This window comes from Streptosporangiales bacterium (genome assembly GCA_009379955.1).
Taxonomy (GTDB): Bacteria; Actinomycetota; Actinomycetes; order Streptosporangiales; family WHST01; genus WHST01.
This window is the reverse complement of sequence record WHST01000006.1, coordinates 54,439-75,891: the sequence shown is the minus strand read 5'-3', so window position 1 is coordinate 75,891 and position 21,453 is coordinate 54,439. Positions and strand designations below refer to the sequence as shown.

Annotated in this window: 19 protein-coding genes and 2 pseudogenes; 11 read left to right on the top strand and 10 right to left on the bottom strand. The window is 71.4% G+C overall.

Annotated features, from left to right (window positions below; all coding sequences use genetic code 11):
* Window positions 1-48: 48 nt before the first annotated feature.
* On the bottom strand, window positions 49-315 hold the full coding sequence (locus tag GEV10_03265) for an acylphosphatase (GenBank protein MQA77493.1): 267 nt from the start codon (window positions 313-315) through the stop codon (window positions 49-51).
* Window positions 316-385: 70 nt separating this feature from the next.
* On the opposite strand from GEV10_03265, the gene GEV10_03260 reads away from it, so the two are divergent.
* The 3 genes from GEV10_03260 (at window position 386) to GEV10_03250 (ending at window position 3,977) form a co-directional block, all read left to right on the top strand.
* Complete coding sequence (locus GEV10_03260; GenBank protein ID MQA77492.1) at window positions 386-1,354, top strand: oxidoreductase; 969 nt, start codon at window positions 386-388, stop codon at window positions 1,352-1,354.
* A 4-nt stretch (window positions 1,355-1,358) separates the two neighbouring features.
* On the top strand, window positions 1,359-2,696 hold the full coding sequence (locus tag GEV10_03255; GenBank protein ID MQA77491.1) for a 6-phospho-beta-glucosidase: 1,338 nt from the start codon (window positions 1,359-1,361) through the stop codon (window positions 2,694-2,696).
* A 114-nt stretch (window positions 2,697-2,810) separates the two neighbouring features.
* Window positions 2,811-3,977: a carbohydrate kinase family protein gene (locus GEV10_03250; GenBank protein ID MQA77490.1), complete on the top strand. Its 1,167-nt coding sequence runs from the start codon at window positions 2,811-2,813 to the stop codon at window positions 3,975-3,977.
* Between the two features lie 13 nt (window positions 3,978-3,990).
* On the opposite strand, the gene GEV10_03245 is transcribed toward GEV10_03250, so the two are convergent.
* Window positions 3,991-4,890: a LysR family transcriptional regulator gene (locus GEV10_03245; GenBank protein ID MQA77489.1), complete on the bottom strand. Its 900-nt coding sequence runs from the start codon at window positions 4,888-4,890 to the stop codon at window positions 3,991-3,993.
* Between the two features lie 7 nt (window positions 4,891-4,897).
* On the opposite strand from GEV10_03245, the gene GEV10_03240 reads away from it, so the two are divergent.
* Window positions 4,898-5,929: an EamA family transporter gene (locus GEV10_03240; protein ID MQA77488.1), complete on the top strand. Its 1,032-nt coding sequence runs from the start codon at window positions 4,898-4,900 to the stop codon at window positions 5,927-5,929.
* Window positions 5,930-6,010: 81 nt separating this feature from the next.
* A complete protein-coding gene (locus GEV10_03235; GenBank protein ID MQA77487.1) occupies window positions 6,011-7,450 on the top strand; it encodes an MFS transporter in 1,440 nt (479 codons plus the stop codon).
* Here the strand turns inward: GEV10_03235 and GEV10_03230 are convergent.
* Complete coding sequence (locus GEV10_03230; GenBank protein MQA77486.1) at window positions 7,413-8,111, bottom strand: DUF4405 domain-containing protein; 699 nt, start codon at window positions 8,109-8,111, stop codon at window positions 7,413-7,415. The genes GEV10_03235 and GEV10_03230 overlap by 38 nt on opposite strands.
* A complete protein-coding gene (locus GEV10_03225; GenBank protein MQA77485.1) occupies window positions 8,053-8,772 on the bottom strand; it encodes a molybdopterin-dependent oxidoreductase in 720 nt (239 codons plus the stop codon). The genes GEV10_03230 and GEV10_03225 overlap by 59 nt, the downstream gene beginning before the upstream one ends.
* A 143-nt stretch (window positions 8,773-8,915) precedes the next feature.
* On the opposite strand from GEV10_03225, the gene GEV10_03220 reads away from it, so the two are divergent.
* Complete coding sequence (locus GEV10_03220; GenBank protein ID MQA77484.1) at window positions 8,916-9,518, top strand: Fe-S cluster assembly protein HesB; 603 nt, start codon at window positions 8,916-8,918, stop codon at window positions 9,516-9,518.
* A gap of 525 nt (window positions 9,519-10,043) precedes the next feature.
* A pseudogene (locus GEV10_03215) lies at window positions 10,044-11,165 on the top strand (RNA polymerase sigma factor).
* 57 nt (window positions 11,166-11,222) lie between these two features.
* Here the strand turns inward: GEV10_03215 and GEV10_03210 are convergent.
* Both GEV10_03210 and GEV10_03205 read right to left on the bottom strand, forming a co-directional pair.
* Window positions 11,223-11,468, bottom strand: a complete 246-nt coding sequence (locus tag GEV10_03210) for a hypothetical protein (GenBank protein ID MQA77483.1) — start codon at window positions 11,466-11,468, stop codon at window positions 11,223-11,225.
* Window positions 11,469-11,675: 207 nt separating this feature from the next.
* A complete protein-coding gene (locus GEV10_03205) occupies window positions 11,676-11,876 on the bottom strand; it encodes a hypothetical protein (protein ID MQA77482.1) in 201 nt (66 codons plus the stop codon).
* Window positions 11,877-12,074: 198 nt separating this feature from the next.
* Here GEV10_03205 and GEV10_03200 point away from each other — a divergent pair, with 198 nt between their 5' ends.
* Window positions 12,075-14,153, top strand: a complete 2,079-nt coding sequence (locus GEV10_03200) for a DNA gyrase subunit B (GenBank protein MQA77481.1) — start codon at window positions 12,075-12,077, stop codon at window positions 14,151-14,153.
* Between the two features lie 12 nt (window positions 14,154-14,165).
* Here the strand turns inward: GEV10_03200 and GEV10_03195 are convergent, their stop codons facing one another.
* On the bottom strand, window positions 14,166-14,630 hold the full coding sequence (locus GEV10_03195) for an AsnC family transcriptional regulator (protein ID MQA77480.1): 465 nt from the start codon (window positions 14,628-14,630) through the stop codon (window positions 14,166-14,168).
* A 101-nt stretch (window positions 14,631-14,731) separates the two neighbouring features.
* Here GEV10_03195 and GEV10_03190 point away from each other — a divergent pair, with 101 nt between their 5' ends.
* Window positions 14,732-15,580, top strand: coding sequence for a hypothetical protein (locus GEV10_03190; protein MQA77479.1), 849 nt, complete (start codon window positions 14,732-14,734; stop codon window positions 15,578-15,580).
* 160 nt (window positions 15,581-15,740) lie between these two features.
* Here the strand turns inward: GEV10_03190 and GEV10_03185 are convergent, their stop codons facing one another.
* A complete protein-coding gene (locus tag GEV10_03185) occupies window positions 15,741-16,325 on the bottom strand; it encodes a hypothetical protein (GenBank protein MQA77478.1) in 585 nt (194 codons plus the stop codon).
* Window positions 16,326-16,450: 125 nt separating this feature from the next.
* Complete coding sequence (locus GEV10_03180; protein ID MQA77477.1) at window positions 16,451-17,077, bottom strand: TetR family transcriptional regulator; 627 nt, start codon at window positions 17,075-17,077, stop codon at window positions 16,451-16,453.
* 283 nt (window positions 17,078-17,360) lie between these two features.
* On the opposite strand from GEV10_03180, the gene GEV10_03175 reads away from it, so the two are divergent.
* A complete protein-coding gene (locus GEV10_03175; GenBank protein ID MQA77476.1) occupies window positions 17,361-18,794 on the top strand; it encodes a hypothetical protein in 1,434 nt (477 codons plus the stop codon).
* Window positions 18,791-20,406 (top strand): annotated as a pseudogene (locus tag GEV10_03170) (amidohydrolase family protein). Before GEV10_03175 ends, GEV10_03170 begins: the two are co-directional and overlap by 4 nt.
* A 202-nt stretch (window positions 20,407-20,608) precedes the next feature.
* Here the strand turns inward: GEV10_03170 and GEV10_03165 are convergent.
* A complete protein-coding gene (locus GEV10_03165) occupies window positions 20,609-21,376 on the bottom strand; it encodes a DUF4386 family protein (protein ID MQA77475.1) in 768 nt (255 codons plus the stop codon).
* Window positions 21,377-21,453: the final 77 nt, after the last annotated feature.

Sequence of the window (21,453 nt, the reverse complement as noted above, 5' to 3'; positions counted from 1 at the left end):
GGCCGTCCTGGGCGTCGCGTAGCCCGGACAGTCGTTTGGAGACACGCCCTAGAGGACGTCGAAGCCGCGCAGGCCGGTGGGCTCCTCGTCGGACGCCGTGACCGCGTCGACCCGGGCGTGCCTCGGCCCACGACGACACCAGTCGACCATGTGCCGCACGGCGTCCGACGATCCCTCGAAGACCGCCTCGACGGCCCCGTCCGGCCGGTTGCGCACCCAGCCGGTCACACCGGTCCGCGTGGCCTCCGTGCGGCATGCGTCCCTGAAGAACACGCCCTGCACCAGTCCGGTCGCGACGACCCGCGCGCGCAGCATGCCGCCCACGGTAGGGCGTCCGGCCACCCGGAAGGTGACGCGGGGACACGCAGTGGGCAGACTGGGACCCATGCGTACGGTCGAGGTGGAGAGCCTGGGGACGGTCAGCAAGATCGGCCTGGGGACGTGGCAGTTCGGCTCCCGCGAGTGGGGGTACGGCGAGCAGTACGCGGGCGGCGAGGCCCACGCCATCGTCCGCCGGGCACTCGACCTCGGCGTCACGCTGTTCGACACCGCGGAGATCTACGGCTTCGGCAAGAGCGAACGGATCCTCGGCAAGGCGCTGGGCGCCGACCGGTCGTCCGTGATCGTCGCCACCAAGGTGACGCCGGTGGCGCCGGTGGCCGCCCTGGTCCGCCGCGCGGCGAAGGCGAGCGCCAAGCGCGTCGGCATCGACACGATCCCGCTCTACCAGCTGCACTGGCCCAACCCCGTGGTGCCCGACTCGGTGGTCATGCAGGGGCCACGGCAGATGCTCGACGAAGGGTTCGTCCGCGCCGTCGGCGTGTCCAACTACTCGCTGCGCCGCTGGATCGCCGCGGAGGAGGCCCTGCGCCACCCGGTGGTCTCCAACCAGGTGCACTTCTCCCTCGCCCACCTGCGTCCGCTGTGGGAGCTCGTGCCGTGGGCCACCGACAACCGGCGCATGGTGCTGGCGTCCAGCCCGCTCGAACAGGGACTCCTCGGCGGCCGGTACGACGAGAACCACCGGCCGAGCGACCTGCGCGCCGCCAACCCGCTGTTCCTGCCGGAGAACCTCCGCCTCGCCGAGCCGTTGCTGCGCACCCTGCGCGAGGTGGGCTCGACCCGCGGCGCGACACCGGCGCAGATCTCGCTGGCCTGGCTGCTGCACCACGAGCCCGTCGTGGCGATCCCCGGTGCCCACACCGTCGAGCAGCTCGAGTCCAACGTGGCGGCTGCCGACATCACCCTCGCCGACGACGAGTACGAGGCCATCACCGAGGCGGCGCGGGCGTTCCGGCCCGACACTGGCGCATCGGCGTACGGCAGGATCGTGCGCGGCCGGGTCGGTCTGTGACCACATGACGCGACTCGCGGTTCTCGGTGGCGGCGGCTTCCGCGTGCCCCTGGTCTACCGTGCCCTCCTGGAGCAGGACCTCATCGACGAGGTCGCGCTGTACGACATCGACCGGGACCGGCTGTCCGTCGTCACGGACGTCCTCACCCAGCTCGCCGACGGGCGTCCCGACGCGCCGAAGGTGGTGGCGTCGACCGATCTCGACGAGGTGCTGCGCGGCGCGGGCTTCGTCTTCGCGGCCCTGCGCGTGGGCGGGCTCCGCGGTCGCACGGTCGACGAGCGGGTCGCGTTGCGGCACGGCGTGCTCGGGCAGGAGACCACCGGACCCGGCGGCGTCTGCTACGGGCTGCGTACGGTGCCCACCATGGTCGGGATCGCCGAGCGCGTGGCCGCGGTGTGTCCGGAGGCGTGGGTGGTCAACTTCACCAACCCCGCCGGCATGGTCACCGAGGCGATGTCGCGCGTGCTCGGCGACCGGGTGATCGGCATCTGCGACTCGCCGATCGCCCTTGGCCGGCGGGTCGCGCGGGTGCTCGGCGCCGACCCAGACCGCGTGTCGCTCCGGTACTTCGGCCTCAACCACCTGGGCTGGCTGTCCGGCGTCGTGGCCGACGGCCACGACCTGCTGCCGGCGCTGCTCGCCGACGACGAGCGCCTCGAGTCGTTCGAGGAGGGCAGGCTGTTCGGCGCGACATGGATCCGTGCCCTCGGCATGGTCCCGAACGAGTACCTCTTCTACTACTACGCCAACCGCGAGGCCGTCCGCGCCGTGCGATCTGCTCCGCAGACGCGCGGGGAGCTGTTGCGTGAGCAGCAGCAACGCTTCTACGAGGCGGCGGCCGCCGCCCCGCACGACGCGCTCGAGCTGTGGGAGCGCACCAGGCGCGAGCGCGAGGAGACGTACCTCGCGGAGAGCCGCGACGCCGCCGACCACCGCGACGCCGACGACCTCGAGTCGGGGGGCTACGAGGGCGTGGCGGTGGCGCTGATGCGAGCGCTCGGCACCGGCACGCCGGCGGAGCTCGTCCTCGACGTACGCAACCGCGGCGCGCTGCCGTCGCTGCCGTACGACGCCGTGGTCGAGGTGCCGTGCCTCGTCGACGGCAGCGGCACCCGCCCGCTCGCCGTCGGCGAGATCCCCGGCCACGCCGCGGGACTCCTCACCACCCTCAAGGCGGTGGAGCGCGACACGATCGACGCAGCGTTGACGGGTGACTACCTGCTCGCCCTCCGCGCGCTCGGTACCCACCCGCTGACCGGCTCCGTGCATGACGCCCGACGCATACTCGAGGGGTACACGTCGGCGCACCCGGAGGTGAGTCGACTCTTCCGAAAGGAGTAGGCGCATGACTGTGTATCCCGCCGTCCTCCTCCGCTCCGCTCCTCGCTCACGTACGAGGCGCGTCGAGGGACCGGGTTGCGTTCTCGCTGCGATGCTCACTGCGGAGGACGGCTCATGACAGAGCTAGCCCTCGGGCCGGGTCCCGCCGGGCACGGGGCCGAGGAGGACTGCCCGCCGGAGTCCGACCCCTACCTCAAGCCGCTCGACGACCCGTGCGAGGACCGGCAGGAGCTCGGCGAGCGGGTCGTCGGCACGCACGGCGAGCCGTACGACGTCTTCCTCGTCGGCACCGTCTTCCTCGACATGATCTTCACCGGCATGAACGGCCCGCCGCAGCCGGGCACCGAGCTGTGGACGTCCGGCCTCGGCTCCGCACCCGGTGGCATCGCCAACATGGCGGTCGCGATGAGCCGCCTCGGTCTCAAGGTGGGGCTCGCCGCCGCCTTCGGCGACGACATGTTCGGCGCGTACCTGTGGCGCACCCTGTCCGAGCAGGAGCAGGTGTGCCTGTGCTCCTCGCACCGGGTGAAGGGCTGGCCCACCCCGGTGACCGTGTCGATGGCGTACGCCGCCGACCGGAGCATGGTGACCTACGGCGAGCCGCTCCCGTTCGAGGAGCAGGCGCTCGTGAGCGACCCGCCCGCCTGCCGTGCCTGCTTCATCGACCTCGACGGCCCGCTACCGGAGTGGGTGGCCGGTGCGCGCAAGAACGGTGCCGTGGTGTTCGGCGACGTCGGGTGGGACCCGACGGGGGAGTGGTCGACGACCAGCCTGTTCGACCGCCTCGCCGAGGTCGACGTCTTCCTCCCCAACGCCGTCGAGGCGATGTCGTACACCAGGACGTCGACGCCCGAGGCGGCGCTGGAGGAGCTGTCCCCGCACGTGCCCGTCGTCGTGGTCAAGGCCGGCCGCCAGGGCGCGTACGCGATCGACCGGCGCACGGGCGAGCGCGTGCACGAGCCCGCGGTCGAGGTCGACGCCATCGACCCGACCGGCGCCGGCGACGTGTTCGCCGCGTCGTTCGTGCTGGCGACGCTGTCCGGGTGGACCCTCGCGCAGCGGGTGCGCTTCGCCAACCTGTGTGCCGCGCTGTCGGTGCGGCAGTTCAGCGGCTCGCTCGGCGCGCCGTGCTGGCACGAGGTCGGGGAGTGGTTCTGCGCGACGGGGATCCCCGCGGACTACTCGTTCCTCGCGCCCTACGTCCCCGAGGCGCACGGCGCCGATCGGGCCCGCGCGCACCCCACCGTGCGCTACGCCGACGCCCCGCCCGCCGCCTCCTGACCCGCGCCACGGTTCAGAGTCGCGCCGTGGCGACCTCGCGGAGGGCGTCGACGCAGGCGCGCGTCGCCGGTCGGTCGCCGCTCGTGCGCCAGGCGGCGACGATCTCGCGGCTGACGACCGGCCGGGTGGGGATCAGTGCGATGCCGTCGAGTGGTTCGGCGAGGCCCAGCGGCGGGACGAGGGCGGCGGCGACGTTCGCGCGGACCAGGGCCAGCTGGGTCGGGTACTCGGCGGCGATGCAGGTGACGTCGGGCTCGACGCCGACGGTGCGCAGCGCCTGCACCAGTGAGTCGTGCGCGCCGGTTCCCGGCGTGCAGGCCGTCCATGGCGTGCCGGCGAGCTCGGCGAGGTCGACGGTCGCGCGGCCGGCCAGCGGGTGACGGGTCGACACGGCGACCGACGCGTGCTCGTCGAGCAGCCTGGTGTGGCTGACGTCGGCGGGGAACGACGTCGGCCAGTGGTTCCAGCTCTCGGCGACGACGACGTCGAGGTCGCCGGCGTGCAGGCGGGGCATCGTGGCCACCGCCTCGCCCGCGTGCAGGAGCGGGGAGAGCCGCGGATGCCGCGCGCCGAGGGCGGCGAGCGCCGGTGCGACGAGCGCGCGGATCGCGCTCTCGACCGAGCCGATGCGCACAGGCCCGAGGATCTCGGCGTGCAGGTCGGCGAGGTCGGCCCGCGCCGCGGCGAGCTCGCGGAGCACCCGCGTCGCGTGCGCCGCGAGGACGAGGCCCGCCTGGGTCAGTCGGAGCCCGCGCCCCTGCGGCGCGGTGAGCCGATGCCCGCTCTCGCGTTCGAGCCTGGCCAGCTGCTGCGACACCCCGGACGGCGTGACGTGCAGCTCGGCCGCGGCACGCGCCACCGAGCCGAGCCGGTGGACGGCCTCGAGCGCGCGCAGGCGTTCCACGCCGAACATGACAACGATGCTACCGAATAGCAGGCAGAAATCGTCACTTGTCGTGAACAGTGCGACCGGACAGGCTGGGCTGGTGAGCCGGACGAGGGAGGGTCTCGATCCGCGGCTGCTCGCCGTCGCCGGGGCCGCGTGCATCTCGGTCTCGGCGATCCTGATGAAGACGTCGGGCACCTCGGCGGTCACCGCGGCCGTGTTCCGCTGCCTGCTCGCCCTGCCCGTCCTGCTGCCGCTCGCCCTCGTCGAACGCCGCCGTCGCGGGGCACGTCCGTGGCGCCGGCAGCTCGTCGACCTGGCGGCCGGAGTGCTGCTCGGCGTCGACCTCGTGCTGTGGGGCTACTGCATCGGTGACGTCGGGGCCGGCATCGCGACGGTGCTGGTCAACGTGCAGGTCGTCATCGTGCCGCTGCTCGCGCTCGCGGTGCACAAGGAACGCCTGTCCCTGCGCTTCGCCCTCGTCGTCCCCGTCATGCTGCTCGGTGTCGCCCTCGCGGCCGGCGCGGTCGGCGAGCCGATGGCCGGCAGCGCGCCGGTGCGCGGCGCGCTGTTCGGCGTGGCGGCGGGAGCCGCGTACGCCGGTTACCTCTTCCTGCTGCGCGGCGGCGCCGGCGAGTCGCGGCACCAGGCGCAGTCGGTGGGCACGGCGACCGTCGGCGCCGGGCTCGCGGCGTTCGCGATCGGTGGCGCGGGGCCGGGGATCGACCTCACCCCGGGTTGGCCCGCGCTCGGCTGGCTCCTCGCCCTCGCGCTGTCCGGGCAGGTCTGCGGCTGGCTGCTCATCAGCGCCGCGCTGCCACGCCTGCGGTCGAACGTCGGCGCGGCGCTCCTGCTGTTGCAGCCGGTGCTCGCGGTGCTCTTCGGCGTCGTGCTGCTCGGCGAGCGACCGAGCGGCTGGCAGCTCGCCGGCTGCGCGGTCGTGATCGCCGCCGTCTGGCTCACCAGCCTCGACCGCCGTGCGTCGCGTGACCGTGACGTGCCGGTGGCAGGCGTCACCATGGCTGCGCCCGCCACTGGCCGTTCCGACCGGGCGGCACATCCGTAGGGTGGAGCCGTGACCGGTGCCCCTGCCCCCTCCCCGCAGGGCCGGCACATCCGCAGGCGCGGACGGATCCTGGCCGGACTGATGCTCGCCGTCGGTCTCGTGGCACTCGAGTCCACGATCGTCGCCACCGCCGTGCCGACGATCGTCCACGACCTCGGCGGGTTCTCCCTGTTCCCCTGGGTGTTCAGCGCATACCTGCTCCCGATGGCGGTGACGGCGCCGGTCTACGGGAAGCTGTCCGACCTCTACGGGCGGCGGCCGATGATCCTCTTCGGCACGGTGCTGTTCCTGGTCGGTGCGCTGCTGTGCGGGTTCGCCTGGTCGATGCCCGCGCTGATCGCGGCCCGCGCCGTGCAGGGCATCGGCGCCGGCGGGCTGCACGGGGTCAGTCAGACCGTCGTCGCCGACATGTACGACCTCAAGGAGCGCGGCCGCGTCTCCGGCTGGATGTCGAGCGTCTGGGGCATGTCGGCGATCGTCGGACCGGCGGTCGGCGGCGTGCTCTCCCAGTACGGCGGATGGCGCTGGATCTTCTACCTCAACGTCCCCATCGGTCTCGCCGCGCTGGCGATGGTGCTCACCTACTTCAAGGAGTCCGTGACGCCGACGCGGCGGCGGATCGACGTCGAGGGCGGCGTCCTGCTCATGCTCTGGACCGGTCTGCTCGTGCTCGGCCTCCTCGCCGGCGGCGTCCAGTGGGAGTGGCGGTCCTGGCAGACGCCGGCCGTCTTCGCCTGTGGTGCGGTCCTCCTCGTGGTGTTCGCGTGGTGGGAACGCCGGGCGGCCGAGCCGATGCTGCCGCCCTGGGTGTTCGGCACCAGGAGCATCGCGGGGCCCAACCTCGCCCAGGTGTGCGTCGGGCTCACCGTGAGCGGGCTCACCACGTTCCTGCCGATGTTCGCGCAGAGCGTGCTCAGCGCCACGCCGGTCGAGGCCGGCTTCGTCCTCGCCGCGATGTCCATCGGCTGGCCGGTCGCGTCGTCGCAGGCGTACCGCCTGTACCTGCGCATCGGGTTCCGCGACACCTGCCTCATCGGTGTCGGCCTCATGCTCGTGGCGAGCGGGCTCTTCGTGGCGGGCGGCGGCGGCGCGAGCATCTGGTACCTCGGCCTCGCGAGCCTCGTCACGGGCGGCGGCCTCGGGCTGCTCAGCAACTCGTCGATCGTCGGCGTGCAGTCGTCGGTGGAGTGGAAGCGCCGCGGCGTCGCCACCGGATCACTGATCTTCACCCGCACCATCGGTACGGCGCTGGGCGCCGCGGTGTTCGGCGGGATCGCCAACGCGAGCCTCTCCGCGTGGCTGCGCGACGCGCCGCGCGGCATGCACGGCCTGCCGGCGAACGTCGACGACGCGGCCCGAATCGCCGCCGCCGGCGGTGGATCGCCGGTGGTGGAGTTCGTCCGCGAGGGGCTCGCCGTGTCCGTCCAGCGGGTCCTGTGGGGCGTCGGCGTCGTGGCCGTGCTGGCGCTCGTCGTGGTCCTCGTCACACCTCGCCGGACCCGTCTGGCGGGCGAGGACTAGCCGGAGGCTCGTGCTCCGCCGCCCAGCCCGGGTGCTCGCGGCGCGCCCACCCGCGCGAGACGCCGCCCGTCCGCATCCCGCGCCGCGCCTCGGGATCGCGGAACGCGAACCTGAGGTGGCCGAGGACGAGGACCACGAACAGCAGCGCGAGCCAGTCGTGGACGAACGTCGCGCCGGTGCGGTACTGCACCGGCCACGGGTCGGGCTGCCACAGCATCACGCCGGAGACGAGCATGACGAGGACCGCGCCGCTGGTGAAGGCGGCGTTGAGCTTCTGGCCGGCGTTGAACTTGCCGATCGGCAGCCGCCCGGTCCGCCGGTCCTTGCTGCGCAGCCATTCCCAGTCGTACGGGCCGAACCGCTCGAGCACCCTGGCGTCCTCGCGCACCGTCCGGACGAGGAGGCCGACGAGCGCCGGCAGGGGCAGCGCCAGGCCCGCGTACACGTGAACGGTGGAGACGACCGCGCGCCGCCCGACGAGCACCGCGATCGGGCCGACGTAGAGGGCGAGCGCGGTGAGCACGCACACCGCGAACAGCGCGGCCGTCGCCCAGTGCACCGCGCGGGTCGCGCGGGAGAAGCGGGGGAGGGACGCCCGCGAGTCAGCCGGTGGGTTCGTCGTCGCGGCCGTTGGAGCGTCCGACCCAGGCGTCGATGTCATACCCTCGTTCCTCCCAGTAGCCGGGCACCACCCGGTCGCTGACCTGGATGCCGCCGAGCCACTTGAGCGACTTGTAGCCGTACATCGGCGCCACGTAGAGCCGTACAGGACCGCCGTGCGACCGGGTGACAGGACGCCCGTACATCATCGTCGCGACAAGGATGTCGGGACGCCGCGCCTGGGCCAGGGTCAGGGACTCGGTGTACGTGCCGTCGAAGGACGTGAAGAGCACCGCCTTCGCGCCCGGCCGCACGCCGACGGTGTCGAGCAGGTCGGACAGCCGCACCCCCGCCCACGGCACGCCGAGCACCCGCCAGCCGGTGACACACTGGAAGTCCTTCGTCAGGCCGGTCTGCGGCAGGTCGGCGAGGTCGCCGTACCTCAGTGTGCGGGGCTTGTCGACGAGTCCGCCCACGGTCAGCCGGTACGTCCGCGCGTCGCGCTCCGGCTCGGTGCCCGTGACCGAGTAGTAGCGGAAGCCGCCGGCGGCGGGCACGACGCCGGACAGGCCGCTCGGATCGCGTGAGGTGAGCGGGGCGAGCGCGCGGGAGATGCCGGCGCTGGCCGGCTCGCCGAAGACCACCCCGACCGCGCCGAGGCCGAGCATGCCGAGGACGACCCGGCGCCCGACCGGCGTGCCCCGGTCCTCGTGTTCCCGCATACCCCCATTCGAGCGCGCGTTCGCATGGATGGGAAGGCTGCCGGGACTTTGCTCACCGATTCGTCACATTCACTCGTCGGCTCGCGCGCTCCAATCTCGCGGGGATGCTCGTCACGACGCCGCCGACGTGGGAAGCTGGTTCCATGGCTCGTGGGACGTATGACCTGCACCTCGCACAGGACTCCGCCGCAGACGCGCTGCTCTCCCGCGATCCACTCGCGCTCCTCGTGGGCATGCTGCTCGATCAGCAGGTGCCCATGGAGTGGGCGTTCGGTGCTCCGCGGATCCTCGCCGAACGACTCGGCGGAGACCGGCTCGACGCCGCCGAGATCGCCACCTACGATCCGGACAAGTTCGCGAGCCTGGCGTCGACCACGCCCGCGATCCACCGCTTCCCCGGCTCGATGGCGAAGCGCATCCAGCAGCTGTGCACGTTCCTCGTCGAGCAGTACGACGGCGACGCGTCCGCGGTGTGGACCTCGGCCGAGTCGGGGCGCGACCTGCAGAAGCGTCTCACCGCCCTGCCCGGCTTCGGCAAGCAGAAGGCACAGATCTTCGCCGCTCTGCTCGGCAAGCAGCTCGACGTCCGGCCGGAGGGCTGGCGCGAGGCCGCCGGGCCGTACGGCGAGGACGGTGTCCACCGGTCCGTCGCGGACATCCGTGACGAGGCCTCGCTCGCGGCCGTCCGCGAGCACAAGAAGGAGCAGAAGCGCGCCGCGTCTGCAGCGAAAGGCCCGGAGGGCTGATCGAGGCACGACGGGGGAGGTGATCGGGGAGTCCGCTGGTGACTTCGATCGCCCGGTTCGTGTTCCCCCGCACCCCCCGGTCCTGGAGAGGGCGTGACACAATGGAGATCTATGTGCAGCGCCCAGTGCGGCCTGCTCTTGCCTCTCAGAGGCCTGCCTTGCCCAGGGCGACTGGGCGATCGTCACCCGCTCAGGGGGCTCACCTGTGCGGGCGCCCATGCCGCCAATGAGGAGGAAGTGACCACCATGCCAAGCGCCGCGTCCACATCGAAGCGCACGGCCACGGCGTCCACGCAGGCAGAGGAGTCCGAGTCCGCGACGAAGCCGGCGGCCGCCACGCCGCGGGCGAAGGCGAACGGCGCGTCCAACGGCAGGTCGAAGGCCGGCACGAAGCCCACGGGGGAAGGGTCAGTACGCGGCCAGTCGAAGGGCAAGAAGACGAAGGACACGACGAAGGCGGCCAAGGGCACCGACGACTCGGCCGAGGAGCCCGATGCGACCGATCTCGACGACGGCGAGCCGACAGACGACGTCGAGCTCAGCGGTGACGACGCGAACGCCGAAGCGACCGACGACGCCCCCGCCGAGGTCGAGGCCGACGACGCCACCGACGACGAGTCGGTCGTCGACGCACCCAAGGCCAAGCGCGCCGACCCGAAGGCGGGCGAGGGCGAGGACTCCTTCGTCCTGAGCGACACCGACGACGACGCACCGGCGGCGCAGGTCGTCGTCGCGGGTGCGACGGCCGACCCGGTCAAGGACTACCTCAAGCAGATCGGCAAGGTCTCCCTGCTCAACGCCGAGCAGGAGGTCGAGCTCGCCAAGCGCATCGAGGCGGGCCTGTTCGCCGAGGAGAAGCTGGGCGCGGACGGCCGCCTCACCGCGAAGCCGCGCCGCGAGATGGAGTGGATCGCCGAGGACGGCCATCGGGCGAAGAACCACCTCCTCGAGGCCAACCTGCGGCTGGTGGTGTCGCTCGCCAAGCGCTACACCGGTCGCGGCATGCTCTTCCTCGACCTGATCCAGGAGGGCAACCTCGGCCTGATCAGGGCGGTCGAGAAGTTCGACTACACCAAGGGCTACAAGTTCTCGACGTACGCCACGTGGTGGATCAGGCAGGCCATCACCCGGGCCATGGCCGACCAGGCACGCACCATCCGCATCCCGGTGCACATGGTCGAGGTCATCAACAAGCTGGCACGTGTCCAGCGGCAGATGCTGCAGGACCTCGGTCGCGAGCCGAGCCCGGAAGAGCTGGCGATCGAGCTCGACATGACCCCGGAGAAGGTCGTCGAGGTGCAGAAGTACGGCCGCGAGCCGATCTCGCTGCACACCCCGCTCGGTGAGGACGGCGACAGCGAGTTCGGTGACCTGATCGAGGACTCCGAGGCCGTGCAGCCCGCCGAGGCGGTGAGCCACACGCTGCTCCAGGAGCAGCTGCACTCGGTGCTCGACACGCTGTCGGAGCGGGAGGCGGGCGTGGTGTCGATGCGCTTCGGCCTCACCGACGGCCAGCCCAAGACCCTCGACGAGATCGGCAAGGTCTACGGCGTCACCCGCGAGCGGATCAGGCAGATCGAGTCGAAGACCATGTCGAAGCTGCGGCACCCGTCGCGCTCGCAGGTGCTGCGCGACTACCTCGACTGATCGGACGCGACGCGGCCGGGGGACCGCCGTGCTCGGGTGGTCGGTGCGCGAGACGCCTCAGAGGTTGTTCATCACCCGCACGTAGGGGGGCGTGCTGGTGAGGCAGTGCAGGCACGGCCAGCGGCCGCCGCAGCGGGAGCACCTGCCGTCCTTCTCGAAGGGCGCCTCGTTCGACCGCCGTCTGCGGGAGCGCTCCGCGCCCGGTACGTCTCTCGCCGTGTGCCCGGTGTCGGCGTCGTCCGCCTCGGCATCGGGCCGGCCGTGCTCCGGCGGCTGAGTCCCCCGACCCTGTTCCTCGGTCATCGTCAGGCTCCCCCCTGGTGATGCTCCGTCGACTGGTGCTGCGTCCAACTCCTCCCGAGCGGTACCAGAATGCACTGTACCCGCTACGTTGGGTAGACCCACCGGTCGATCGGGCCCACGTTGTGGGATCCGGACACGCACCCATAGCGAAAGGGTGGGAATCCCCAATGGACTCCCACCCTGACGATCTCGCTATGGAGCGGCGGTCTAACTCTCGGTGATCCGCTCGCGTTCGTCCTGGAATTCGATCGCGACCTTGCGGAGTGCGTCCTCGTACTGCTTCGCGTGGTGGCCGCAGAAGAGGAGCTCGCCGCCGTTCTCGAGAACCACTCGGACGTACGCCTGGGCGCCGCACCTGTCACAGCGCTCGGCGGCGGTGAGTGAGTTCTGGAGGAGAGTCGTGGTCACGCGGTCCCCCTTGCACTGGTGTCCCTGCTTGCGTTTGCCATCACCGGTTCCAACATCCCATCACAGGGATTCGTTCCCGGGTATGACCGACGCCACGGGATCCGGGTCGGTTCCTGGCGGTGCGGCGAGGCGACACTGACCCACCGAGCTGTGACGCTACCCTGCCGGTACCGGATTGATCGAGGGAGGTTGCGAAGCGTGAGCGCGTTGCCACAGGAAAGTGGCCACGGGTACACGGCCCGGCACCTCTCTGTGCTCGAGGGCCTCGAGGCGGTCCGGAAGCGCCCCGGCATGTACATCGGCTCCACCGACGGTCGGGGCCTGATGCACTGCCTGTGGGAGATCATCGACAACTCGGTCGACGAGGCGCTGACGGGCGTGTGCTCGCGCGTCGACGTCGTCCTCCATGCCGACCAGTCGATCGAGGTGCGCGACGACGGTCGCGGCATCCCCGTCGACATCGAGCCGCGCACCAAACTGCCCGGCCTCGAGCTCGTCTACACCCGCCTCCACGCCGGCGGCAAGTTCGGCGGCGGCTCGTACACCGCGACCGGCGGCCTGCACGGCGTGGGCGCGTCGGTCGTCAACGCGCTGTCCTCGCGCCTCGACGTCGAGGTCGACCGCAGCGGCCGGACGCACGCGCTGAGCTTCCACCGCGGCGTGCCCGGCGTGTTCGACGGCCCGGGACCCGACGCGGGGTTCGCGCCCAGGTCGGGCCTGCGGACGGCGGGCAAGGTGTCGCGCAAGACCACCGGCACCCGGGTGCGCTGGTGGTTCGACCACCAGGTGTTCGTCAAGGGCTCCGAGGTCATCCTCGACGACCTGTCGACGAGGCTGCGCCAGACGTCGTACCTCGTGCCCGGTCTCACGCTGACGCTGCGCGACGAGCGTGGAACCGAGCCGGTCGAGGAGACGTTCCGGCACGACGGTGGTATCGCGGAGTACTGCGAGTACCTCGCGGGCGACGAACGCGTCTGCGACACGCTGCGGCTGTCCGGCATGGGTCACTTCACCGAGACCGTGCCCGTCCTCGACGACAAGGGGCACATGAGCCCGCAGGACGTCGAGCGCGAGGTGACCGTCGACGTCGCCTTGCGCTGGGGCGTCGGCTACGACACCTGCGTGCGCTCGTTCGTCAACATCGTGGCGACACCCAAGGGCGGCACCCACCTCCAGGGCTTCGACCGTGCGCTCACCAAGACCGTCAACGAGCAGTTGCGGGCGGCCAAGGTGCTGCGCGCGTCCGAGGACGCCGTGCAGAAGGACGACATCCTCGAGGGACTGACCGCGGTCGTCACCGTGCGGCTGCCCGAGCCGCAGTTCGAGGGGCAGACGAAGGAGGTCCTCGGCACCCCCGCCGTCAGCCGCGTGGTGGCCAATGTCGTGGGCAGGGAGCTCAAGCAGTTCTTCGTCGCGCCGAAGCGCGGGCAGAAGGCACAGGCGAAGGCGGTCCTCGACAAGGTCGCGTCGGCGTCGCGCACGAGGATCGCCGCCCGCGTCCACCGGGAGAACCAGCGGCGCAAGAACGCGCTGGAGAGCTCGGCCCTGCCGGCGAAGCTCGTCGACTGCCGGTCGACCGACGTCGACCGCACCGAGCTGTTCATCGTCGAGGGTGACTCCGCGCTCGGCACCGCCAAGCTCGCGCGCAACTCCGAGTTCCAGGCCCTGCTGCCGATCAGGGGCAAGATCCTGAACGTGCAGAAGGCCAGCATGTCCGACATGCTGAAGAACGCCGAGTGCGCCGCGATCATCCAGGTGCTCGGCGCCGGCTCGGGCCGCACGTTCGAGCTCGACGCCGCGCGCTACGGCCGGGTGATCCTGATGAGCGACGCCGACGTCGACGGCTCGCACATCCGCACCCTGCTGCTGACCCTGCTGTACAGGTACATGGCCCCGCTGGTGTCCGCGGGCCGGGTGTTCTCGGCCGTGCCGCCGCTGCATCGGATCGAGCTCACCAGCCCGAAGAAGGGCGAGGACAAGTACGTCTACACGTACTCCGACGCGGAGTTGAACCGCAGGCTGGCCGAGCTCAAGAAGAAGAACCGCCGCTGGAAGGAGCCCATCCAGCGCTACAAGGGCCTCGGCGAGATGGACGCCGACCAGCTGTCGGAGACCACGATGGACCCGCGGCACCGCATGCTGCGGCGGGTGCAGGTCGAGGACACCGCGGCCGCCGACGAGGTCTTCTCGCTGCTGATGGGCAACGAGGTCGCCCCGCGTCGCGAGTTCATCGTCGCGGGCGCCTACGAGCTCGACCGCGCACGCATCGACGTCTGATCCGCCGGTCGCTCAGCGGTCGACGGAGTTGAGTCCGAGCACCCGGTCGACGCCGAGGGGCAGCTCACGCAGCAGCAGGCGGCTGCGTGACTCGCGCACGCCGTGGTGGCGCTTGAGCTGGTCGGCGACCCGCTCGAACTCCGCGGCGTCGCGGCAGGCGATGCGCAACTGGTAGTCGTACTCACCGGTGGTGTGCGCCGCGGCGATGACCTGCGGGACACGAGTCAGCCCTCGCTGGAACTCCTCGCTCAGGACGTCGTCGCGAAGCCTGATGTCGGTGATCATGACGAGCGAGCGGTCGAGGGCGGCGAGGTCGAGCTCGGCGTGGTAGCCGCTGATGACGCCCGAGCGGCGCAGCCGCCGGACGCGTTCGGCCGTGGTGTTCGCGGACAGGCGGACCTTCGCGGCGAGCTCCTGGTAGGTCGCGCGCCCGTCCGCCAGGAGCAGCCCGAGCAGCTCGCGGTCGATGTCGTCCATGACTCCTCGAGACATTCGCGGTGGATCTGCTGGAATACCGAGCATAGCGCGGTCTTCAGTCGACCATGCGCCCGAATCCCGACCCAAACTAGGCGAAGGTCATGGAAGAGTCATGGTACGTGGAACTCCTCCTCGTCCGTGTCGTCCTGACCGCCGTCATCGTCGCCCTCACCAGCACCGTCCAGATCCGTTGCGGGCCCAGGGCCACCGGCTGGCTGCTGGGCCTCCCGCTCACCTCGTTGCCGTTCCTGCTGCTCGTCGGCCTGCAGCAGGGTCCGTGGATCGCGCGGTCGACGGCCGCCGGGATCATCGTCGGGCAGACCACGGTGGTCGCGTGCTGTGCCGCCTACGCGTACGTGGCGCGGAAGCGTCGCTGGCCGGCCGCCACCGCGGTCGCCGCGGGCGTCGCGGTCGTGGCGAGCGGCACGATGGTCGCGCTGCACGCACCGCTGTGGGTGGTGGTGCCGCTGCTCGGGCTGGTCCTCGCCGGTGCGCTGGCGCTGTGGCCCCGCGCGCCGCGGCAGGCCGGGTCGGCGGCGGACCCGGCCCGCGGCTGGGTGCGCGACGTCCTCGTCCGTACGGGGGCGGCGACCGCCTGCGTCGTCGTGGCGACGTCGGTGTCGGGTCCGTTCGGACCGCACGTCGCCGGTGCCCTCGTCACCTTCCCGACCGTGAACCTGGTACTCGCTGCCTTCACCCAGCGGTCGATGGGCTCGGTGGCGTCGGTCCAGCTGATCGAGAGCATGCTCGCCGGCATGTGGTGCGGCGGCACGTTCGTCTTCGTCGTCGCGGCGACCGCGGGCCCACTGGGGATCCTGTCGGCCTGCGGCGTCGCGCTCGTCGCCGCCGCGATCGCGCGGGCGCTGAGCCGTCCGCTCACCCGCGCGCTGCCCAGAGTCGCGCCCGCGGCATGGCTGCGTGGCCGCCTGCGCCAGCGCGCCGACGCCTGACGCGACGGGTGGTCGGGCGCGGCGGCGTCGCGTCGCGAGGAGCACCAGTACCGCCACCGGGCCAGGAGCAGCAGGCCGCCGGCCGCGTACCACCATGGCGACGTGCCGCCGCGAGCCTCGATGTCGACGTCGCCGATCGCGCGGCGCGATTCGTGGTGCTCTATCGGTGGCGGTGCCGTGCGCGGCGCAGGCCGATGATCGTTGTCAGGGTGAGACTGATCGTAAGCATGTAGGCGGCGAAGGCCCAGGTCTCCGGCCTCCAGTGGACGAGGGTCAACATGGTGATGCTCGCGTTGACACCGACGAGGACGTAGAAGATGGCGTTCTCGGAGTCAGGGTCGCGCCAAGCCTTGCGAACCGTTGGGACAGCACCGACCGCGTCGGCGGCCACGGCGAACAGGACGGCCAGGGGAGCATCTCCGACGGCGAGCCAGACGACAATGGCGGTCCCCGAAACGATGCCACATGCGAGATCGAAGACAGAGACCCGAGCGGTGCTGCGTCGGTTGATGAATGAAGCGAGCAAGACAACGAGCGGCCCGAGACCGGCTGAGAGCGTCAGTACCGACGGCAGGCCGACGTCGCTATCGAGTTGGGCGAAGAAACCGATGAGTGGCGCGGCCGCCCACAGGAACCAGGTGACCCGGTTCGGCTCGGCGCGACCTCGAACCGTGGCAACTGCGTACCGGACGCTGCCGACGAGCCCGATCGCGGCGCCGAGGAACACGAAACGCGGGTCAAGCATCGGCGATCTCGTGCGGAGTGAGAGCGGCCATTCAACAGACGCTACGAGGGTGTCGAGCCCAGCATGCCGAAGGTCTGCGTCGGTGCCTGGTCCCGCGCCGGCTCAACGAACGCAAGAGTCAGTCATCAGATGCAGCTCCGTGTCGGGTCCCTGGCGAGCCCGTCGAGGATCAGCTCGAGGCCGAACTCGAAGCCGGCATCGTCCACCGTGTCCAGGTCGGTGCCGGCGAGCGACCGAGCCAGCGCGGGGAACTGCCCTGCGTACTCGGCCGGCTGCCTGACGAAGCCGCTCGTGAACGGCACCAGCGCGGATCCCAGCACCAGGTACTCCAGCGCCGCGAACACCCGGAGTGCTGCAGCCGGGCTCCAGCCGGCGCGCTGCAGCGCCGCGAGCGCGGCGTCGTACGCGCTCAACGCGGCGTCGGTCTCGACGGCGCGCCTGGCGATGACGGCGAGCGCCTCCGGGTGCTGCCTGAACGCGTGCCGGTACGAACGGGCGAACGCGGCGAGCCCTCGGCGCCAGTCGGGGTCGTCCAGAGGGGAGTGGTCGATCTGCTGGTCGATCAGCTCGGTGACCGCGTCCAGGATCTCGTCCTTGGAAGCGACGTGGTTGTACAGGGAAGGCGACTGCACCCCGAGCCTGGCGGCGATGTTCCTGACGGTGACGGCGGCGCCGCCGTCACCATCGAAGATCGCCAGCGCCGTGCGCGCGATGCTCTCGCGGCTGAGTGCGCGGTCGGGTCTGCGTCCCACGGCACGATCCTCCTGCCCGTCGTCCACAGGTGCGTGTTCGGGTCTTCCCCGCGTGCACCGGCGGCCGCTACAGTCTGCTGACTAGCAAAGATAGTTTAGCGACGGGCAGGTCGCGGATGGACACCGACAGGTACGAGGCGGAGCTGCGTCGGCGGCTCGCCACGGTCGAGGACCCCCACTACGACGACCCCGCACGCAAGGACCTGCCACGTACCGACCTGATCGTCCTCGCCGTCGGCGTGGTCGTCGTGGTGGTCGCGGCGTGGCTGTGGGGATACCCAGGATGAGCGCGCCGGACGCCACCGCGTCATCGCAGGTCACCCCGGCGGAGGACGGTGCGCTCAGTGAGCTGCCCACGCTGCGGTCGGAGCGGATCTGGGGGTTCTGGTCGTTCACCTCGGTCAACGTCGGGCTCGCGATCGCGACCTGGGCGTTCCTCACCGGCGGCACGCTCGCGCTGTTCGTCGGGGCGAAGACCGCCATCGCCGCGGGGATCATCGGCAACCTGGTCGGCGTCGTCCTGGTCGCGCTGACCACCTGCATCCCCTCGGCCAAGTACGGTGTGGAGCAGTACACGGCGCTGCGCGGCGTGTTCGGGCTGAACGGCACCAGGGCGCTGGTGCTGGTGATGTTCCCGCTCGCGGCGGCGGGCTGGAACGCGATCCTCGCCGTCATGTGCGGCCGCGCGATCGTCAACGTGGTGAACGCGATCGCCGGTACCAACTTCGGCGCCAACGGCGCGCTGGTCATCGCCGCGGCGCTGGTCGCGATCGTCGCGTCCTGGCTGCTGCTGGTGAAGGGGCCGGTCTCGATCGAGTGGGTGAACAAGATCGTCGCGCCGGCGCTCGTCGTGATGTCCGTCGTGATGCTCGTGGTGATCCTGGTGCAGCACTCCTGGAGCGAGCTCGCCGCCGCGAAGCCGCTCGAACCGTTCGGCGACGCCAGGCTCGACTGGATGATCGCCGTCGAGCTCAGCCTCGGCGCCGGCTTCTCCTGGTGGACCATCATGGGCAACCTCGCCAGGCTCACCACGACGCCGCGCGTCGCGTTCTGGCCCAACCTGATCGGCCTGTTCCTTGCGAGCGTCGTCGCCAGCATGGTCGGTACGTTCGCCGCGCTCGTCCTCGGCAACGCGGATCCGACGGTGTGGATGGTGCCGCTCGGCGGTGCCGTGCTCGGCGTCCTGGCGCTGCTGTTCGTCGGGTTCGCGAACCTCACCAGCATGGTCGGGCAGACGTACTCGGGCAGCCTCGCGATCAGGCGTGCCGGCGGGCGTCCCGCACATCGACTGCCGTGGTCGGTGCTGGCCGGCCTGCTGTTCATACCGGGAGCGATCGTCGTGTTCTGGCCCGGCGCGCTCTACGACAACTACTTCAAGTTCCTCGCCTGGGTCTCGCTGGTGCTCGCACCGCTCTGCGGCGTGTACTTCGTCGACTTCTTCCTGCTGCGCAGACGCACCCTGCATCTGCGCGGCCTGTACGAGCCCGAGGGGCTGTCGCGGTACTCGTACTGGTGGGGCGTGAACCCGTTCGCGTTCGTCGCCGTCGGTGCGGGCGCCTTGTGCTACTACCTGCTGCTCAACCCGGTGACGTACGAGTCCGCGGCGCTGTTCCGCTACACCAGCGCGTCGGTGCCCGCGTTCGTCGTCGCGGGTGTGCTGCATTACGCGTTCACCCGACTGGTGATCATCCCCGCGGGGAAGGGTGGCTACCGATGAGCACCGTCTACACGGGCGCGCGCGTGTTCACCGCGACCGAGCCGGCATGGGCGGACGCGGTGGCGGTCGTCGGCGATCGCATCGTCCACGTCGGTACGGAGTCGGCCGCCGGCGCGGCGGTCGGACCTGAGGCCGATGTCATCGACCTGGACGGCGGCGTCGTGCTGCCCGGCTTCGTCGACGGGCACGCGCACCTGCTGATGAGCGGCGAGGCGGAGCTGCGCGCCAACCTGCGTACCGCCGGCGACTTCGACGAGATCGCGTGCAGGCTGCGTACGTGGGCAGCGGAGCAGCCGGACGCGCCGCGAGTACTCGGCCACGGCTGGTTGTTCCCCGCCGTGCCGGGTGGCGCGCCGACCAGGCAGCTGCTCGACGCCGTCGTCCCTGAACGTCCGGGTACCTGGACGCCAACGACTACCACTCGGTGTGGGTCAACACGGCCGCGTTGCGTGAGCTCGGGGTCACCGCGGACACGCCGAACCCTGTCGGCGGCGCGATCGTCCGCGACGAGACGGGGGAGGCGACGGGACACCTGGTCGAGACGGCGCTGCAGGAGCTGGTCTGGCCGTTCCTCGCCGGCGTCGCCACCGACGCCGACCGCGACGCGCACCTGGCGGCGGCACTGGCGGCGTACGCGTCGTGCGGCGTGACGGGTGCGGTCGACATGGCCCTGGACGAGGACGCCCTCGCCGCGATGGCGCGCGCGGAACGCGCCGGCACGGCGACGGCGCGCGTCGTCGGGCACTGGCTGCTGCCCAGGCGCGGCACGCCCGCGGAGCACAGGGAGCAGATAGCGGAGGTGGCCAGGCTCGCCGAGCGGCACAGTTCGCCGTGGCTGCGCGTCACCGGCGTGAAGTTCATCGTCGACGGCGTCATCGACGGTTGTACGGCAGCGCTGCTCGAGCCGTACGCGGACGGCGCTAACGCCGAGCCGATCTGGGACTACGACGCATTGGCTCCTGCGGTGACCGCGGCCGACGCGGCGGGCCTGCAGGTGGCGTTGCACGCGATCGGCGACAGGGCGATCAGGGTCGCGCTCGACGCGCTGGAGCACGCCGTCGAGGTGAACGGCCCGCGGCCGCGCAGGCACCGCATCGAGCACCTGGAGTACGTCGACCCCGCCGACGTCCCGCGCCTGGCCAGCCTAGGTGTCACGGCGTCGATGCAACCGGTGCACGCCGATCCCGCGGTGCAGCAGAACTGGCGCGCCATGCTCGGCGACCACCGAGTGGAGCGCGGCTACCCGTGGCCGGAGTTCGTCGACGCGGGCGCGCGACTGGCGCTCGGCACCGACACCCCGACGGCGCCGTACCAGCCCCTGCGCAACATGTACGTCGCGGCGACCAGACGCTCGGCCATCGACCCGACCCTGCCGGCGAACGTCCCCCGCTACGCCCTCCCGCTGGCGAACGCCGTCCGCCACGCCACATACGACGCGGCCTGGTCCTGCCTCGCCGACACCGACCGGGGCCACCTGGCCACCGGCTTGCTCGCCGACCTGGTGGTCATCGACCGCGACCCATTCGCCGAAGGCCCAGAGTCGCTGCTGGATGCCCGGGTGCTCCGCACGGTGGTAGGCGGCCGCCTGATAGGCGGCACCCACCGAACCTGACCCCACCCGCGTCGACGCCCTACCGTCGCTGCCCGGTCTGTGCCGGCCGGCCACAGCCGTCTCGCGACGACCTCGTCGCGAGAGCGCGGCGCGGGTGGCTTCTGTTTGCCGTTGGCGAAGTAGCGGCCCGTCACGGCATCGAGGTCGGGGCGACTGGTTGTAGGCCCGCGCACCGGAGAAGGACCGTTGGCCCTGGAGGTCCTTACGCGGCGGCGGGGGTGAGGCGTGCTCGGTCGTATGCCGCTGGGGTGAATCCCTTGACGAGCAGCCAGATCGCGAGAGTCACCTCGAAGATGCCGCCGGGGATCAACAGCACGAGGCTGATGGGTGCCCCGAAGATCTCGGCGGCCGCGCCCGCCATGTGGAGCGCGTAGCCGACCAGGCCCCAGCCCGCCAGCCACTTCGGGATCAGCCTGGTCCGGAACAGCAGTGCACACAGGAAGAGGCAGCCGAACCCGAGCGCGAGCTGGCCGATCTGGTACGCCGTCTCGTTCGCGTCGACCGCCAGCGCCCCCAGCGCCTGGGCAGCGCCTGGGCCGAGCTGCCCGGCGCCAGCCTGGTCGGCCAGGGGGACGAGCATCAGCAGGGCGAGCGCCCCGACCGTCATCAGCGCCATCTCGAAGACCATGGTGGCCAGGTAGGTCACCGCGGTGCGCTTGCCGTGGCGTTCCAGGACGGGGAAGAACAGCACCGCCTTGCCGATGTCTACCGCGGTGGTCGAGATCATCAGGAAAGCCCCGACGAGCAGGACGGTCTGCTGCGCGGCGACGCCTGCGAGAAGGTCGGGGGCGCCGACGACCGAGTTCACCAGGATCGAGCCGGTTCCGTAGAGGAGGAACCCGGCCAGGAACAGACACCCGATCAGCCGTGACGTCCACATCCGGGAGGACGTCCGGGCGGTCCCGGTCTCGATGGCTCCTACGTCCTGCTCGCGCTCCGCTGGGACCGATGGTGTTGCACTCGTGGTCATGTGTCCTGCCTCGTTGTCTATTCGTGGCCTGTTCGCGTCGGCAGGTGCGGGCGCAGCGCCGGGTCGTGCGGGTGGTG

Bases quoted from the DNA above. Each gene is read 5' to 3' on its own strand.
- GEV10_03265 (MQA77493.1), bottom strand. From the start codon at position 315: ATGCTGCGCGCGCGGGTCGTCGCGACCGGACTGGTGCAGGGCGTGTTC.
- GEV10_03260 (MQA77492.1), top strand. From the start codon at position 386: ATGCGTACGGTCGAGGTGGAGAGCCTGGGGACGGTCAGCAAGATCGGC.
- GEV10_03255 (MQA77491.1), top strand. From the start codon at position 1,359: ATGACGCGACTCGCGGTTCTCGGTGGCGGCGGCTTCCGCGTGCCCCTG.
- GEV10_03250 (MQA77490.1), top strand. From the start codon at position 2,811: ATGACAGAGCTAGCCCTCGGGCCGGGTCCCGCCGGGCACGGGGCCGAG.
- GEV10_03245 (MQA77489.1), bottom strand. From the start codon at position 4,890: ATGTTCGGCGTGGAACGCCTGCGCGCGCTCGAGGCCGTCCACCGGCTC.
- GEV10_03240 (MQA77488.1), top strand. From the start codon at position 4,898: ATGCTACCGAATAGCAGGCAGAAATCGTCACTTGTCGTGAACAGTGCG.
- GEV10_03235 (MQA77487.1), top strand. From the start codon at position 6,011: ATGCTCGCCGTCGGTCTCGTGGCACTCGAGTCCACGATCGTCGCCACC.
- GEV10_03230 (MQA77486.1), bottom strand. From the start codon at position 8,111: ATGACATCGACGCCTGGGTCGGACGCTCCAACGGCCGCGACGACGAAC.
- GEV10_03225 (MQA77485.1), bottom strand. From the start codon at position 8,772: ATGCGGGAACACGAGGACCGGGGCACGCCGGTCGGGCGCCGGGTCGTC.
- GEV10_03220 (MQA77484.1), top strand. From the start codon at position 8,916: ATGGCTCGTGGGACGTATGACCTGCACCTCGCACAGGACTCCGCCGCA.
- GEV10_03210 (MQA77483.1), bottom strand. From the start codon at position 11,468: ATGACCGAGGAACAGGGTCGGGGGACTCAGCCGCCGGAGCACGGCCGG.
- GEV10_03195 (MQA77480.1), bottom strand. From the start codon at position 14,630: ATGGACGACATCGACCGCGAGCTGCTCGGGCTGCTCCTGGCGGACGGG.
- GEV10_03190 (MQA77479.1), top strand. From the start codon at position 14,732: ATGGAAGAGTCATGGTACGTGGAACTCCTCCTCGTCCGTGTCGTCCTG.
- GEV10_03185 (MQA77478.1), bottom strand. From the start codon at position 16,325: ATGCTTGACCCGCGTTTCGTGTTCCTCGGCGCCGCGATCGGGCTCGTC.
- GEV10_03175 (MQA77476.1), top strand. From the start codon at position 17,361: ATGAGCGCGCCGGACGCCACCGCGTCATCGCAGGTCACCCCGGCGGAG.
- GEV10_03165 (MQA77475.1), bottom strand. From the start codon at position 21,376: ATGACCACGAGTGCAACACCATCGGTCCCAGCGGAGCGCGAGCAGGAC.